This window comes from Streptomyces sp. NPDC101151 (genome assembly GCF_044768335.1).
Classification (GTDB): domain Bacteria; phylum Actinomycetota; class Actinomycetes; order Streptomycetales; family Streptomycetaceae; genus Streptomyces.
On sequence record NZ_JBIWPP010000002.1, the window covers coordinates 585108 to 600525 of the forward strand.

Here is a 15418-nt window from a genome sequence, read left to right on the forward strand (position 1 = left end):
CCCGCCATTACCCCCCTCGGCCGCGCGCCCCCGGGGTTCCCCCCGCCCACCGGGCCGGGCGGGGGGCCCGGTGAGTGTGCCGGGCGGTTCCCACCGCCCGGCACACTCACGGCGCCGGGGCAGCAGCAGGCTCATCTGGCGAGTTCGGCCGGTTCGTCGAGGCGCGTCAGCTTGCGCGGGTTGCGCACCACGTAGATCCGGGTGATCCGCCCGTCCTCCACCACGAGGCTCACCGCAGCCGGCTCGCCGTCGAACTCGAGCCGGCCCGCAGGCGCGCCGTTGAGCCATACGGCCGTCGTCGTGAACGCGGCCACCACCCGGTTCGCGCGTGCGAGCAGCTTCGCCACCGGCCCGGACCCGTGGATCGGAGCCAGTGCGGCGGCCACGACCCCGCCCCCGTCGGCGATCATGACGACGTCCGGCGCCATCAGCTCCATCAGCTCCTGCAGCTGACCCGTGCGCAACGCGACCAGGAACCGTTCCACCACGGCCTGCTGCTCCGGCCGGCTCACCTGCACCCGCGGCCGCCGAGCCGCCACATGCTCGCGTGCCCGCCGCGCGATCTGCCGCACCGCGGCCGCGGACTTCCCGATGGCCTCGGCGATCTCGCCATAGGGCATCTCGAAGACCTCGCGGAGCACGAACACCGCCCGCTCGGCCGGCCCGAGCGTTTCCAGGACGGTCAGCAGCGCGATCGAGACACTCTCCGCGAGTTCGATGTCCTCGGCGACATCAGGGCTGGTCAGCAGCGGTTCCGGCAGCCACTCGCCCACGTACTCCTCGCGGCTGCGCGAAAGGGTTCGCAGGCGGTTGAGCGCTTGCCGGGTGACGACTCGGACGAGGTAGGCCCGCGGGTCACGCACCTGTGCGTGGTCGACCTTGTCCCACCGCAGCCAGGACTCCTGCAGCACGTCATCCGCGTCGGCCGCCGACCCGAGCATCTCGTAGGCGACCGTGAACAGCAGACTGCGATGGGCGACGAACGGGTCCTCGCTCATGCCGTCGACGCCGCGCCGGACGTCTCGGGGCGCTCGGCCAGGGGGATCTCGCAGGCATCGGAGTAGCCCTGCGACGTGATCCCGTGCGCCGTGTTGCACCTGGCCGCCATGTTGGCGAAGCCGATGAACACGGTGAGTTCGACCAGCGCCGCGGGGCCGAGCCGGTCGAGGAGGCTCGCCGACAGCTCGTCGGTGACCGTCGGCGGTGTGCTCGTCATGGCCTCGGCGTACTCGAGAACGTCGCGCTCCAGCGGCGTGAACACCTCCGACTTCCGCCAGCGCGGCACCTGGCTCGCCTTGGCCAGGTCCAGCTTCTGGTTCAGCGCCAGGAAGTAGTTGACGTCGAGGCACCAGCTGCAGCCGACCTGTGCCGCGACGGCCATGTGCGCGAACGTCTTGAGGCTCGCGTCGGCCGCGTCCCACGTGCCCACGTTGGCCGCGAACTCCCGGTTGGCCTCGGCGAGCCGAGGGTTGTTCCACAGCACCTCGTCGGGCTCGGGGACCGCGCCGAGCTGCTTGATCATGCTTTCGCGGAACTCGGTGGTGAGCTCCGCCTTCGGAACGCGTAGCGCCATGGTGTTCTCCCTGTGCGTGTGTCTGTTTGTCATGAAGACACCGCCGGGCCCTCGCATGTGACAACCACCGCTGCACGGGTCCTGAGATCCGGGCTGCGCCGACCGGCGGCTGCTCACGGCGGAGGGGCCTCGGGCTTCGGCCCCGGCTCGCGCGACCTCGCCCGGGGCAAACCCCTGGAGCTCATCTCGGGCACCGAACTCGTCGATCTGCTGCACCGGCACGGGTTGCGTGGCCGCCCGGGGGAGCGGGGCCGGCCCGCTCCGTCGCCCGTGCCGGACCCCGGGACCGCCGGGGACCACAACGTGCTGGGGATGTCCTGGACCGGTGACGTGGCGGTGGACGTCTGTGCGCTGGTCCGCGAAGGCAACCGGGTGCTGAGCGACGACCACTTCGTCTTCTTCGGCAATCCGGCCACGCCCGACGGCTCGGTGCGCGCGGTGCCTGCCGCGCGGCCCGACAGGGTGGCCCTACGGGTGTCGTTCGAGGCGCTGCCGGACCGTGCGGACCGCCTGGTGCTGGTCGCCGCGGTCGATCCGGAGGCCGACCCGCACGCCGACCTGTCCGGCTTCACCGATGCCGGCATCCGGTTGCTGGACTCCGCGCCGGCCGAGCTGGGCCGGCTGGAGGTCTCGGACGGCCGGCCCGACGAGACCGCCCTGGTGCTCGGCTCCTTCCGGCGCCGGTCCGGCGGCGACTGGGACTTCGTCCTCGGCGGCCGGGGATACACCGGCGGCCTGGCAGAGCTGTTGCGGGGTCACGGCATCGAGGTCGAGTGAGCCGAGCGGCCCGGCCGGCTCACGGGAAAGGCCCGCCGGAGTCTTCCGGCGGGCCTTTCCCGTGAGCTGAGGTCGGCTCAGACGGCCGGCGCGTACTTGGGGTTCGCGCCGTACTGGTTCTCCTCCGCCTTGCCCTCGGTGGCGAGGAAGACGATCAGGATGATCACGCCCACCAGCGGGATGAGGGCGATGAGCATCCACCAGCCGGACCGGCCGGTGTCGTGCAGGCGGCGGACCGCCACACCGAGACCCGGGAGCAGGACGGCGAGGGAGTAGATGAGGCTGAGGACGTTCGAGCCGATCGCGCGGTCGACGACCGTCAGCACGATGCTGATGATCAGGTTGAACAGGAAGAACATCCAGTATTCCTGCCGCCGCGCTCGGCCGCTGAACACCGCGTACTTCTTGAGTACGTCCACGTACCAGTGCATTGTCTCGTCCCCCCAGGGAATCGCGTGCTTGGTGCCCCATCGAACCAGCCAGGCTGGCCGGAAAACCATGTCTTTGGCGTGCGCGGGTCAATGTGTTATCCGCCTGCGTCCGTTCGGTGATCCAGCCCCCCGGCCGGGGGCCCCGCAGACGTGACTGCATCGCAACCCGGGGAGGGAATCCGGACAGCCGCCCGGTGCGTCTGTGTCGGTATGGACCTCCAGAAGCCGCCACCCGAGCCGCAGTACCCCGAAGGGTGCCTCGCCGTCGCGATCCGCATTCCCGTGCGGATCGTCGTGTTCGTGCTGGTGGTGCCCGTGCGGATCGTGTGGGACGCGCTGGTCGTCGCCGGCCGGTTCCTGACCGACACCGTGCTGCGGCCGGTGGGGCGCGCGCTGCTGTGGATCGGCCGGGCGGTGTTCGTGTGGCCGTGGGTGGCGCTGTGGCGCCATGTCCTCGTGCCCGTCGGCAGGGCGCTCCTATGGCTCGGGCACGTCCTCGTCGTCGTGCCGCTGCGGTGGCTGTACACACACGTGCTGACCCCCTTCGGGCACGGGATCGCCTGGGTCGCACGGGGGATCGGGGCCGGTCTCCAGTGGCTGTACGCGCGCGTGCTCGCGCCGGTGGGCCGGGGCGTCGTCCGGCTGCTGAAGGGCGTCGGCATCCTGCTCGCCGCCGCCGGGGCCGGCGTGTACGCCGTCGTCGCCTGGCTGGTGCGCCATCTGCTCGTCCTCCCCGCGCGGTGGCTGTACGACTGGGTCCTCGCTCCGGTCGGCCGGGCGCTGGCCTGGCTCGCGGGTTCCGTCGTCACCGCGGTCGGCGCGGTCCTGTACTGGACGACCCGCATCCTCCTCGTCCTGCCCGCCCTGGCCCTGTGGCGCTGGGTGCTCGCTCCCGTCGGCCGGGCCCTCGCCGTCGTCGCCCGGGAGGTGGGGGACGCCCTCGGGCACGCCTGGCGGGTCGCGGGGCGGGTCTCGCGCGCCGTCGGGCGGGCACTCGGCACCCTCTTCCGATGGATCCTCGTGGAACCGCTGCACTGGGTGTACCGCACGGTCCTCACCCCCGTCGGACACGTCGTACGGGACTTCGTCCTGCGGCCCGCCGCGGAGGCCGCGCGCGCGGTGGGACGCTCCGTACGGCAGGCGCTGGCCGCCGCCCGGGACACCGTGCGGCAGGCCCGCGCGGACCTGAGGCGGATGCTTCTCGGCGAGCCGCTGCCGCCGGCCGCCGTGGACCGGCGGGAACCCGTGGGGCGCGAGACACGTACTCTTGGTAGCAGTACGACCGCTCTCACGAAGGACTAGGACACTGGGCAAGCGACAGCCCGAAGGCCCGCCGCCCGCACCCGCGGTGCAGCGCATCCGACTGCGCTACACCAAGCGCGGCCGCCTCCGGTTCACCAGCCACCGTGACTTCCAGCGCGCCTTCGAGCGTGCGCTGCGCCGCGCCGAGGTGCCCATGGCGTACTCGGCGGGGTTCACACCGCACCCGAAGGTGTCGTACGCCAATGCCGCACCCACCGGCACGGGCAGTGAGGCGGAGTTCCTGGAGATCGCACTGACCGCGTCGCGTGACCCCGAGACCCTGCGCGTCCTCCTCGACGAGTCGCTGCCCGCCGGGCTCGACATCGTCGACGCGGTCGAGGCACGGACCTCGGGCCTCGCCGACCGGCTCACGGCTTCCGTCTGGGAGCTGCGGCTGGACGGTGTCGACCCGGCCGAAGCCCAGCGTGCGGTGGAGGCCTTCACCAAGGCCGACACCGTCGAGGTGCAGCGCATGACCAAGAACGGCGTCCGCACCTTCGACGCCCGCCCGGCGGTCGTACAACTTGAAACACAGAGTGAAACGGCTGATAGGCCGACCGACCAGCCCTGTGCGATACTGCGGCTGGTTGTTCGGCACGTGACGCCTGCCGTACGACCCGACGACGTCCTGTCCGGTCTCCGCGCCGTGGCCGACCTGGCGCCGCCGGTCCCCGCAGCGGTGACCAGGCTGGCGCAGGGGCCGTTCGATGAAGAGACCGGCACGGTGACCGACCCGCTCGCGCCCGACCGCGAGGCAGCAGAGGCCCTGACGGCCGCACCGGCTGCCGCCGCGACGGCGCCGGTGCCGGAAGGTTCCGCGTAGGGACGGACGTCGAAGCGCCGCCCTGGTACTCGGGAGCCACCTGGGTCGGGCAGCGCACCGACCAGAAGACTTTCGCCAGGCCGTACCGACAAGGCGTACGGAACCGGCGAGACAGGACACAGAGTGCTCCCGTGCGGCGCCCCCGCCCCGGACGGCGGCCATCGCGCATCGCGCGGGCCGCGGACGTCAACGGCGAACGGTCCACAAAGACCGTCGCCGGACCAGGCGCGGCGCCCGGGAGCCTGACGGGAGAAACGCCCGCATGCTCGAGCCGACCGAACCCAATGAGGGTTCCGAACTGAACACTCCGAGCGACACCCTGCCGCCGCGCAGGCGTCGCCGTGCAGCCTCTCGCCCGGCGGGCTCGCCCGCCGCGGCCGAGGCACCCGCCGAGGTCACCGTGCCGGCCATACCGGCCGCCGAGGCCGACGAGATCGCCGAGACGGAGGAGAAGGCCCAGGCGGAAGCCGAGGCCGAGAGCGGGGCCGTGGAGGCACCCGCCGCCGAGGAGGCCGCGCCCGCGGCCCGAACCCGCCGCCGGGCCACGCGCCGTGCGTCCGCGCCCGCCGGGGCGTCCGCATCCGCGGAGACCGCCGAGACGGTCGTACCGGCTGCGTCTCCTGCCCCGGAAGCTGTCGGGTCCCCCGAGACCGCTGGGGCCGCCGAGACCGCTGAGGCCGCTGAGGAGGCCGCGCCCGCCCCTCGTACCCGCCGCCGGGCCGCACGCCGTGCGTCCGCACCCGTCGGATCTCCGGCCGAGGCCGAGACCGCGGAGAAGGCCGAGGCGAAGGCAGAAGAGAAGGCCGAGGCGGAGCAGCCGGAGCCGGAGGCCGTGCAGGCCACCGAGGAGGCCGCCCCCGCCGCCCGTACCCGCCGCCGCGCCAGCCGGCGTGCCTCCGCCCCCGCCGGTGCGCCGGCCGCCGCCGAGGCGCCCGAGTCCGCGCCCGCCGCGGAAGCCCCGGCCACCGCCGAAGCCGCGGTGGAAACCCCCGCCGTCACCGAAGCCGCGCCCGCCGCCGAGGCGGAGGCCGTGCCGGCCGGTCGTACGCGTCGTCGGGCGACCCGTCGTGCGTCCGCGCCCGCCGGGGCCCCGTCCTCGGAGGCTGCGGAAGCCGCCGAGGCCGCTGAGACCGCCGTGCCGGCCGCCGCCGTGCCCGCCGTCGTCGAGGCCGCGCGGGAGGAGGCCACCGCCGACGAGGCCGCGCCGCGCCGAAGCCGCCGCCGCGCCACCCGCCGTGTCTCCGCGCCCGCCGGTGCCCCTGTGGCCGAGCAGGCCGAGGCCGCCCAGTCCACCGAGGAGACCGAGATCGCCGAGCCCGTCGCCGCCCGGACCCCCGCCGCCGAGGCGCCGCCGGCCCCCGCTGCCGAGGCCCCCGCCGAGGGTGCGGCACCGCGCCGTCGCCGCCGCGTCGTGCGGCAGGCCGCCACCGGCTTCTCCGCGCCCGCGCCGTCCGAGGCCGCCGAGGGCGAGGGCGAGGGCGAGGCACCGCGCCGGCCCGCCCGCCCCGCCATGGCCGTGTTCCAGGCGCCGGTGTTCGCCGAGCCGATGTTCCAGACCCCGCAGCGGGCCGCCGCCGAGGCCGCTGCCGAGGCCGCCCAGCCCGCCGAGGAGACCGAGGCGTACGAGGAGGAGCGCGCCGACGCCGGCTCGCGCCGTCGCCGTCGCCGCCGGGGCGCTCCCTTCGCCGAGGAGACGCAGGCCGCCGAGGCCGAGGAGCCGGAGGAGGCCGTCGCCGAGGACCTCGCCGACGGCGACGAGACGGACGAGGCCGATGAGGCCGAGGGCTCCGAGGAGTCCGGCTCGCGCCGCCGTCGTCGCCGGGGCGGCCGTCGCCGTCGCCGTGGTGACGCCGCCGACGGCGAGGGCGCGGACGCCGAGGCCGACGAGCTGGCCGCCGAGCAGGCCGAACAGGACGCCGAGGACACCGCCGAGCAGGAGGAAGAGGACGCCGAGGAGGCTCGTGACGACGAGTCCGGCGGTTCCAGCTCCAGCCGCCGTCGCCGCCGGCGCCGCCGCCGTGCCGGTGACTCCGCCGGCGAAGCCGAGCCGTCCGCCGACGACCCGGAGCGCACGGTCGTCAAGGTCCGCGAACCCCGCAAGCCCGCCGAGCCGTCCGACGAGGTCCAGTCCATCAAGGGCTCGACCCGTCTGGAGGCGAAGAAGCAGCGCCGCCGGGAAGGCCGTGAGCAGGGGCGCCGTCGCGTCCCGATCATCACCGAGGCCGAGTTCCTGGCCCGCCGCGAGGCCGTCGAGCGCGTGATGGTCGTGCGCCAGCACGGCGAGCGCACCCAGATCGGCGTGCTCGAGGACGGTGTCCTCGTCGAGCACTACGTCAACAAGGAGCAGTCGACCTCGTACGTCGGCAACGTCTACCTGGGCAAGGTCCAGAACGTGCTGCCGTCGATGGAGGCCGCCTTCATCGACATCGGCAAGGGCCGCAACGCCGTCCTCTACGCCGGTGAGGTCAACTTCGAGGCGCTCGGCATGGCCAACGGGCCGCGCCGCATCGAGGCCGCCCTGAAGTCCGGCCAGTCCGTCCTCGTCCAGGTGACGAAGGACCCCATCGGGCACAAGGGCGCCCGCCTGACCAGCCAGGTCTCCCTCCCGGGCCGCTACCTCGTGTACGTCCCCGAGGGCTCGATGACCGGCATCAGCCGCAAGCTGCCCGACACCGAGCGGGCCCGGCTGAAGACCATCCTCAAGAAGATCGTCCCCGAGGACGCGGGCGTCATCGTGCGCACCGCCGCCGAGGGCGCGAGCGAGGACGAGCTGCGCCGGGACGTCGAGCGGCTGCAGGCGCAGTGGGAGGACATCCAGAAGAAGGCCAAGAGCGGCAATGCGCCGACGCTGCTCTACGGCGAGCCGGACATGACCGTCCGGGTCGTCCGCGACATCTTCAACGAGGACTTCTCCAAGGTCGTCGTCAGCGGCGACGACGCCTGGTCGACCATCCACGGGTACGTCTCGCACGTCGCCCCGGATCTGGCCGAGCGGCTGTCGAGGTGGACCTCCGAGGTCGACGTCTTCGCCACCTACCGGATCGACGAGCAGCTCTCCAAGGCGCTGGACCGCAAGGTCTGGCTGCCCAGCGGCGGTTCGCTGGTGATCGACCGGACCGAGGCGATGGTCGTCGTCGACGTCAACACCGGCAAGTTCACCGGCCAGGGCGGCAACCTGGAAGAGACGGTCACCAGGAACAACCTGGAGGCGGCCGAGGAGATCGTGCGCCAGCTGCGGCTGCGCGACCTCGGCGGCATCATCGTCATCGACTTCATCGACATGGTCCTGGAGTCGAACCGCGACCTGGTGCTGCGGCGCCTGCTGGAGTGCCTGGGCCGCGACCGTACGAAGCACCAGGTGGCCGAGGTGACCTCGCTGGGTCTGGTCCAGATGACCCGCAAGCGGGTCGGCCAGGGCCTGTTGGAGTCCTTCTCCGAGACCTGCGTCCACTGCAACGGCCGTGGCGTCATCGTGCACATGGAGCAGCCGACCGCCGTCGGCGGCGGTGGCGGCGGCAAGCGCAAGAAGCGCGGGCGCGGCGGTGACGGGCACGTGCACGAGCACGAGACCGCCGCCGTGGCCGCGGAGACCGGCGAGGCCGTCGAGCCGGAGACCGAGACCGCGGTCGAGGTCGCGGCCGAGATCGCCGAGCCCGTCGCGCTGCCCGAGCCCGAGTTCGCGCCGGACGAGGAGCTGTACAGCAGCGTCGCCGAGGCGGAGGCCGCGGCCTCCCGTGGCCGTACCCGTCGCCGCGCGAGCCGCCGGGCCTCGGCTCCGGCCGGTGCGCCGAAGGCCGAGAGCCGCAAGGCCGCGCGGGTCGCCGAGACCGCCGAGGTGCCGACGGCTCAGACCGTCACGCCCGCCGAGGAGGCCGCTCTTCCCGTGCAGCAGGTGACGGCCGCCGAGGCGCTCGCCGAGCCGGTCGCCGTCGAGGAGCCGGTGGTGGCTCAGGAGCCCGCCGCCGAGGAGGCCGCGCCCAAGGGCCGTACGCGTCGTCGCGCGACCCGGAAGGTCTCGGCTCCGGCCGGTTCCCCGGAGGGTGCGGAGGCGGCCGTGGTCACGGTTGCCGAGACCGCGCCCGAGGCACCGGTGGAGCAGCCCGTGGCCCAGGCCCCGGCTCCGGTCGAGGAGGCACCCGCCGAGAGCGCGGCCCCGGCCCGCCCGCGGCGCCGTGCGGTGCGCAAGGCCACCGCGCCGACCGCGTCCGACGAGACGGCCGTCGTGGTCGTGCCGGCCACCGCGCCGGAGGCGTCCGTCGCCGACGAGACGGTGGAGGAGGCCGTGCCGGCCAAGAAGACCGCCCGCAAGGCGGCCAAGAAGGCCACGGCGAAGAAGGCGGCCACCACCAAGACCGCGGCCAAGAAGACGGCCGCCAAGAAGACGACGGCCAAGAAGGCGGCCAAGACCGCCAAGACGGCCGCCGCGAAGTCGACGGCGAAGAAGACCACCACGGTCTCTGCCGCCACCGACGAGGGCTGACGAGGCCCGACGGGGTGTGCGGCCGGTTCATGTGACCGGCCGCACACCCCGGGGGCGCGGCCCGGTTTGACCCCTTCGGCCATGTCCCCGTAACCTTGACCGTCGGCGTGTCCACTGAGCACGCCAACATCCCCGTAAACCTCTTCCTCCCGGGCACACGGTTGGCCGGGAGAGGTCGTTCCTGCTGTTCCTGGGCGGCTGGCCTGCGGGGGTGCCGTTTCTTCGAGCGAAAGAGAGATCCGCGTGTACGCCATCGTGCGCAGCGGTGGTCGCCAGCACAAGGTTGCTGTCGGCGACATCGTTGAGGTTGACAAGATTTCCACTGCCAAGGTTGGCGACACGGTCGAGCTCTCGACCCTGCTCGTTGTCGACGGCGACGCTGTGACCAGCGACCCGTGGGTGCTGGCCGGCATCAAGGTCCAGGCCGAGGTCGTGGACCACCACAAGGGCCAGAAGATCGACATTCTGCGCTACAAGAACAAGACCGGCTACCGCCGTCGTCAGGGCCACCGCCAGCAGTACACGGCGATCAAGGTCACGTCGATCCCCGCGGCTGCGAAGTAAGGGACTGAGGAGAAATGGCACACAAGAAGGGCGCATCGTCCACCCGGAACGGTCGCGACTCCAATGCCCAGCGGCTCGGCGTGAAGCGCTTCGGCGGTCAGGTCGTCAACGCGGGTGAGATCCTGGTCCGTCAGCGCGGCACCCACTTCCACCCGGGCGCCGGCGTCGGCCGTGGCGGCGACGACACGCTGTTCGCGCTGCAGGCCGGTGCGGTGGAGTTCGGTACCCACCGTGGCCGCAAGGTCGTGAACATCGTTCCGGTCGCCTGAATCGTCTGATTCACGGCTTCGACCGAACGGCACGTTCGTTTCGCGAGGCGGACCTCACTTCCCGGTCGGGAAGGCGGGTCCGCCTTTCGCGTGTTGACATTGGTATTACCCGTAATCCCTCAGCCTTCGGCCGGGGGGACCCCCAGGAGGCACCGAACCATGACCACCTTCGTGGACCGCGTCGAGCTGCATGTCGCCGCGGGTAACGGAGGCCACGGCTGTGCCTCCGTCCACCGCGAGAAGTTCAAGCCGCTCGGCGGCCCGGACGGCGGCAACGGCGGCCGCGGCGGTGACGTCATCCTGACTGTGGACCAGTCGGTGACCACGCTTCTCGACTACCACCACTCCCCGCACCGCAAGGCCACCAACGGCAAACCCGGTGAGGGCGGCAACCGCTCCGGCAAGGACGGCCAGGACCTGGTCCTGCCGGTGCCGGACGGCACGGTCGTCCTGGACAAGGCGGGCAACGTGCTGGCCGACCTGGTCGGCCACGGCACCTCGTACGTCGCCGCGCAGGGCGGCCGGGGCGGCCTCGGCAACGCGGCGCTGGCGAGCGCCCGCCGCAAGGCACCCGGCTTCGCGCTGCTGGGCGTGCCCGGTGACCTGCAGGACATCGTCCTGGAGCTGAAGACCGTCGCCGACGTGGCCCTGGTGGGCTACCCGAGCGCGGGCAAGTCCTCGCTGATCTCCGTGCTCAGCGCGGCCCGGCCGAAGATCGCGGACTACCCGTTCACCACCCTCGTCCCGAACCTGGGCGTGGTGACCGCCGGCTCCACCGTCTACACCATCGCAGACGTGCCCGGTCTGATCCCGGGCGCCAGCCAGGGCAAGGGCCTGGGCCTGGAGTTCCTGCGGCACGTGGAGCGGTGCAGCGTGCTGGTGCACGTGCTGGACACCGCGACCCTGGAGTCCGACCGCGACCCGGTCTCCGACCTCGACATCATCGAGGAGGAGCTGCGGCAGTACGGCGGCCTCGACAAGCGTCCCCGGATCGTCGTCCTGAACAAGGTCGACGTGCCGGACGGCAAGGACCTCGCCGAGATGGTCCGCCCCGACCTGGAGGCGCGCGGCTACCGCGTCTTCGAGGTGTCGGCGGTGGCCCACATCGGGCTGCGGGAGCTGTCCTTCGCCCTCGGCGAGCTGATCTCCACGGCGCGCGCCGCGAAGCCCAAGGAAGAGGCGACGCGCATCGTCATCCGGCCCAAGGCCGTGGACGACGCGGGCTTCACGGTCACCCGCGAGGAGATCGCCGGCGAGCCGTTGTTCCGGGTGCGCGGCGAGAAGCCGGAGCGCTGGGTGCGGCAGACCGACTTCAACAACGACGAGGCCGTCGGCTACCTCGCCGACCGGCTCAACCGCCTCGGTGTCGAGGAGAAGTTGATGAAGGCGGGAGCCCGGTCCGGCGACGGCGTCGCCATCGGACCCGAGGAGAACGCGGTCGTCTTCGACTGGGAGCCGACGGTCATGGCGGGCGCGGAGATGCTGGGCCGGCGCGGTGAGGATCACCGCTTCGACGCGCCGAGGCCCGCGGCGCAGCGCCGCCGTGACTCGGAGGCCGAGCGGGACGAGGCGCTTCGCGACTACGACGACTTCGACCCGTTCGAGTAGGCCGAGGTTTCCTGCGGGCAACGCCGGACGGGCCGAGTCTCCTGAACGTCCGGGAAATTCGGGGCGTCCTCCAGGGCAACCCCGTCGCTCCCCGGTGAGTCGAACCGTGCGACACGGAACGGATCTTGATCCCTTCCGTGTCGCACTTTTCTGTCTCCCCGACTCCCGGAGCCGACGTGTCCCTGCTCCTCGGCGGCGCCGACGGCTTCACCGACAAGGGCTGGCTGAAGGACACCCAGGGCCGGCTCATCGGCGGCGAGGACGTGGCGATCGGCGACCTGAACCACGACCGCTACGGCGACATCGTCGTCGGCCATTCCTCCGACTCCTACGACAGCGACGTCGAACTGCCCACGAAGGGCGGCGCGCTGGGCGTCGTCTACGGCGGTCCGAGCGGCACCTCCGGCACGCTGAAGCCGGTGTGGATCAACCAGGACACCTCCGGAGTGCCCGGCGCGGGCGAGCACGGGGACGGCATGGGCTCCGGGCTGTCGATCGGCGACACCGACGCCGACGGGTACGCCGACGTCGCCACCGGCCTGCCCGGCGAGGACCTTGCCGGTGTCACGGACGCGGGCAGCGTGCTGGTGCTGCGCGGCAGCGCCAAGGGCCTGACCGGCACGGGCGCGAGGACGTTCCACCAGAACACGACCGCAGTGCCCGGCACCGCCGAGAAGGCCGACCGGTTCGCCCGGACGACGGCGCTGCTGGACGCCAACGCCGACAGGAAGGCCGAGCTGGTCGTCGGCGACCCGGACGAGAACGCCTTTGCCGGTTCGGTGTGGGTGTTCCCGGCGACCACCGCGAGCGGCTCCTTCTCGTTCGGTGCGGCCAACGTCGGGCTGCCCGGGACGGGGGCCCGGTTCGGGGCATCGCTCGGCGGCCGACGTTGACGACGCGGGGACGGCTACGCCGACGTGACGGCCGGGGTGCCCGGTGAGGACCTGGGCACCAGGAGCAACGCGGGTTCCGCCGTGGTCCCGCGCGGCAGCGGCTCGGGGCCGACCGGGGCCGGTGCCCAGGTGATCAGCCAGGACACGCCCGATGTGCTCGGCGCGGCGGAGAAGGGCGACCTCTTCGGCGCCGCCGTCCACATGGGCGACGCCGACGGCGACGGACGCGCCGATCCGGCGGCCGGTGCGCCGGGGGAGAACGGCAGCTCCGGGTTCGTCCGGTCCTTCAGGTCCGGCCCGGCGACCGTGGTGTCCCCGAGCGGCACCACAGCGTTCGGCGCCTCCGTGCTGGGCACTCCCGCGGCAAATGGCCGGATAGGTTCGGTATTCACCTACTGAACACCGTTACCGTATACATCTCCTGACACTCAGTGAGACCCGTTGTGCCGAGATCACGTTCTTCGAATGCGAGTCCCGTGCCGCAACGGGTCTTCCGTTGTCTGCCTAGTTGTCATGCACGCGAATGCTCCCGTTCAGCGGGCGGACCGGCCGACCGTGGGAGCTTCCGAAGGTCCGCGCGAGAAGTCCAAGAGGCCCACGTGGCAAGGGAGTTAGCGAATGACCGGAGCATCCCCCACTCCCGGATCCGCTCGAGCGGGGGGACCCCCGCCCGGCCGACGCCGCTTTCTGACCGCCGGTGCCGCCGTCCTCGGCGCCGCGGCCTCCGCCCAGCTCTGGCTGCCGGCCACCGTCGCCCGGGCGGCCGAACCCACCCTGCCGGACGGCGTGTTCAGCCTGGGCGTCGCCTCCGGCGACCCGCTGCCCGACGGCATCGTGCTGTGGACCCGGCTCGCCCCCGACCCCCTCAACGGCGGCGGCATGCCCGACGAGGTCGTCCCGGTGGACTGGGAGATCGCCGAGGACGAGCGGTTCGGAAAGACCGCCCGCCGGGGCACCGCCCAGGCCCGGCCCGAGTACGGGCACAGCGTTCACGTGGATGTACGGGGTCTGCGTCCCGACCGTCGGTACTGGTACCGCTTCCGCGCCGGCAGCCGGATCTCGCCCATCGGCCGCACCCGCACCGCACCCCACCCGCACCGAAGAGGCGGCTCGCTGCGCGTCGCGCTCGCCTCCTGCCAGAACTGGCAGCACGGCTACTTCACGCCGTACTCCGACATGCTCGCCCAGGACCCCGACTTCGTACTCTTCGTCGGCGACTACATCTACGAGTCCTCGCCGTCCTCGACGGCCGTACGGCGGCACGAGGGCAAGGGGGAGCCGTACACCCTCGTCCAGTACCGCAACCGCTACGCCCAGTACCGCACCGACCCCGACCTCGCCGCGATGCACGCGAACGCCCCCTGGGTGGTCACCTTCGACGACCACGAGGTCGACAACGACTTCGCCGGCGAGATCCCGCAGGACCCCGACAAGCAGTCGCACGACGCGTTCGTGGCCCGGCTGACCGCGGCCTACCAGGCGTACTACGAGCACATGCCGGTCCGCGCCATGGCGATCCCGAACGGCCCGCACATCCAGATGTACCGCCGTCTGGAGTTCGGCCGGCTGGCCCGGCTGAACGTGCTGGACACCCGCCAGTTCCGCAGCGACCAGGCCACCGACCAGGCCGGCGCCGAGAACCCGGGGCAGACCATGCTCGGCGCCGAGCAGAAGCGATGGCTGCTGCACGGGCTGTACGACTCCCCGGCCCGCTGGAACCTGATCGCCTCGCAGATCATGATGGCCGAGACCGACCTGCTGCTCGGCGAGGGCAAGCTCTGGTACTACGACGCCTGGGACGGCTACCAGGCCGAACGCAACGCCCTGCTGGAGAGGTTCTCCGACATCCGCAACCCGGTCGTGCTCAGCGGCGACCGGCACCTGACGATGATCAGCGACCTGAAGGAGGACTTCGCCGACCCGGACTCCGAGGTCGTCGGCGCCGAGTTCGTCGGCACCTCCATCTCCAGCAACGGCGACCAGGACCAGGCCGCCTTCCATGCCCAGTGGGACCCGCTGATGGCGGACAACCCGCACTGGAAGGTGATCGACGCCCATCGCGGCTACCACCTCTTCGACATCGACCGCGACGGCATCGACGCCCAGGTCCGGGTGGTCGACACGGTGGTCGGGCCGCAGGCGACGGCGAGCACGCTGTCCCGGCTGCGGGTGGAGTCGGACGAGCCGGGCGTCCAGGTCGTGTGACCTTGCGGCGGGAGGAGCCCGGGACGTTCCGTGTCCCGGGCTCCTCCCGGCTCCGCCCCGAAAGCGCTCCTGCGGTCGGCCCCGGACGGTCATCGTCGTCGTATGGGACGACCGGAACCCGAAACGGGCCGACGCGCGCCTTCGAGGCGCTGCTCGGACTGCCGGAGAATCTCTGCCACGCCCGGTTCCGGACACCGTGAATCGGCCCCTTACTCCGGCCGAGACCGAAATGCTGCGGAATCTTGATGTGGAATTCCACGGCAATGGACTGTCCGCCGAGCTGTATTCCCGGCCCGGCCGCAACGGTGCCGTGCTGCATATGAAGAACGGGTGCAGCCCCACACCCGGGACGTGAAGATTGCCACTCCCCGCCGGGACGTCGAGGCGGCCGGGCCGATCGCGGCCTGGAGGGACGGGCGGATCACCGCGCCCGGCGGGCGGGTCCTCGGCGACCGGGCCCTGTTGTCCGCGCTGCGCGAGCGGCGCTGATCGA

Annotated in this window: 13 protein-coding genes and 1 pseudogene; 11 read left to right on the forward strand and 3 right to left on the reverse strand. The window is 72.4% G+C overall.

Going from position 1 to position 15418, the window contains the following annotated elements:
• Nucleotides 1-131 precede the first annotated feature (131 nt).
• Together ACIRU3_RS05695 and ACIRU3_RS05700 are read right to left on the reverse strand one after the other, a co-directional pair.
• Entirely contained in the window at nucleotides 132-998 is an 867-nt protein-coding gene (locus ACIRU3_RS05695; protein ID WP_404051791.1) for an RNA polymerase sigma-70 factor, read from the reverse strand.
• On the reverse strand, nucleotides 995-1573 hold the full coding sequence (locus ACIRU3_RS05700; protein WP_404051794.1) for a carboxymuconolactone decarboxylase family protein: 579 nt from the start codon (nucleotides 1571-1573) through the stop codon (nucleotides 995-997). Before ACIRU3_RS05700 ends, ACIRU3_RS05695 begins: the two co-directional genes overlap by 4 nt.
• 57 nt (nucleotides 1574-1630) lie before the next feature.
• On the opposite strand from ACIRU3_RS05700, the pseudogene ACIRU3_RS05705 reads away from it, so the two are divergent.
• Nucleotides 1631-2350 (forward strand): annotated as a pseudogene (locus tag ACIRU3_RS05705) (TerD family protein); the annotation flags it as partial.
• A gap of 77 nt (nucleotides 2351-2427) precedes the next feature.
• Here the strand turns inward: ACIRU3_RS05705 and ACIRU3_RS05710 are convergent.
• A complete protein-coding gene (locus tag ACIRU3_RS05710) occupies nucleotides 2428-2781 on the reverse strand; it encodes a DUF805 domain-containing protein (RefSeq protein WP_404051797.1) in 354 nt (117 codons plus the stop codon).
• Nucleotides 2782-2991: 210 nt separating this feature from the next.
• On the opposite strand from ACIRU3_RS05710, the gene ACIRU3_RS05715 reads away from it, so the two are divergent.
• From ACIRU3_RS05715 to ACIRU3_RS05760, 10 genes are all read left to right on the forward strand, one after another.
• On the forward strand, nucleotides 2992-4083 hold the full coding sequence (locus ACIRU3_RS05715; protein WP_404051800.1) for a hypothetical protein: 1092 nt from the start codon (nucleotides 2992-2994) through the stop codon (nucleotides 4081-4083).
• 46 nt (nucleotides 4084-4129) lie between these two features.
• The gene (locus tag ACIRU3_RS05720) at nucleotides 4130-4906 is read left to right on the forward strand and encodes a TIGR03936 family radical SAM-associated protein (RefSeq protein WP_404051803.1); all 777 of its coding nucleotides are present in this window, start codon (nucleotides 4130-4132) and stop codon (nucleotides 4904-4906) included.
• A 262-nt stretch (nucleotides 4907-5168) separates the two neighbouring features.
• Nucleotides 5169-9386, forward strand: a complete 4218-nt coding sequence (locus tag ACIRU3_RS05725) for an Rne/Rng family ribonuclease (RefSeq protein ID WP_404051805.1) — start codon at nucleotides 5169-5171, stop codon at nucleotides 9384-9386.
• Nucleotides 9387-9629: 243 nt separating this feature from the next.
• Entirely contained in the window at nucleotides 9630-9950 is a 321-nt protein-coding gene (gene rplU / locus ACIRU3_RS05730) for a 50S ribosomal protein L21 (protein ID WP_030749991.1), read from the forward strand.
• Between the two features lie 14 nt (nucleotides 9951-9964).
• Entirely contained in the window at nucleotides 9965-10219 is a 255-nt protein-coding gene (gene rpmA, locus ACIRU3_RS05735) for a 50S ribosomal protein L27 (RefSeq protein WP_023550764.1), read from the forward strand.
• Nucleotides 10220-10378: 159 nt separating this feature from the next.
• Nucleotides 10379-11827, forward strand: a complete 1449-nt coding sequence (obgE, locus tag ACIRU3_RS05740; protein WP_404051808.1) for a GTPase ObgE — start codon at nucleotides 10379-10381, stop codon at nucleotides 11825-11827.
• 176 nt (nucleotides 11828-12003) lie between these two features.
• On the forward strand, nucleotides 12004-12720 hold the full coding sequence (locus tag ACIRU3_RS05745; RefSeq protein WP_404051811.1) for a hypothetical protein: 717 nt from the start codon (nucleotides 12004-12006) through the stop codon (nucleotides 12718-12720).
• A 24-nt stretch (nucleotides 12721-12744) separates the two neighbouring features.
• A complete protein-coding gene (locus tag ACIRU3_RS05750; protein ID WP_404051814.1) occupies nucleotides 12745-13119 on the forward strand; it encodes a hypothetical protein in 375 nt (124 codons plus the stop codon).
• 219 nt (nucleotides 13120-13338) lie between these two features.
• Entirely contained in the window at nucleotides 13339-14925 is a 1587-nt protein-coding gene (locus tag ACIRU3_RS05755; protein ID WP_404051816.1) for an alkaline phosphatase D family protein, read from the forward strand.
• 351 nt (nucleotides 14926-15276) lie between these two features.
• Nucleotides 15277-15414: a hypothetical protein gene (locus ACIRU3_RS05760; protein WP_404051819.1), complete on the forward strand. Its 138-nt coding sequence runs from the start codon at nucleotides 15277-15279 to the stop codon at nucleotides 15412-15414.
• The last annotated feature ends 4 nt before the right edge of the window (nucleotides 15415-15418 follow it).

Coding starts and splice junctions, on each gene's coding strand:
- ACIRU3_RS05695 (WP_404051791.1), bottom strand. CDS start 998: ATGAGCGAGGACCCGTTCGTCGCCCATCGCAGTCTGCTGTTCACGGTC.
- ACIRU3_RS05700 (WP_404051794.1), bottom strand. CDS start 1,573: ATGGCGCTACGCGTTCCGAAGGCGGAGCTCACCACCGAGTTCCGCGAA.
- ACIRU3_RS05710 (WP_404051797.1), bottom strand. CDS start 2,781: ATGCACTGGTACGTGGACGTACTCAAGAAGTACGCGGTGTTCAGCGGC.
- ACIRU3_RS05715 (WP_404051800.1), top strand. CDS start 2,992: ATGGACCTCCAGAAGCCGCCACCCGAGCCGCAGTACCCCGAAGGGTGC.
- ACIRU3_RS05725 (WP_404051805.1), top strand. CDS start 5,169: ATGCTCGAGCCGACCGAACCCAATGAGGGTTCCGAACTGAACACTCCG.
- rpmA (WP_023550764.1), top strand. CDS start 9,965: ATGGCACACAAGAAGGGCGCATCGTCCACCCGGAACGGTCGCGACTCC.
- obgE (WP_404051808.1), top strand. CDS start 10,379: ATGACCACCTTCGTGGACCGCGTCGAGCTGCATGTCGCCGCGGGTAAC.
- ACIRU3_RS05755 (WP_404051816.1), top strand. CDS start 13,339: ATGACCGGAGCATCCCCCACTCCCGGATCCGCTCGAGCGGGGGGACCC.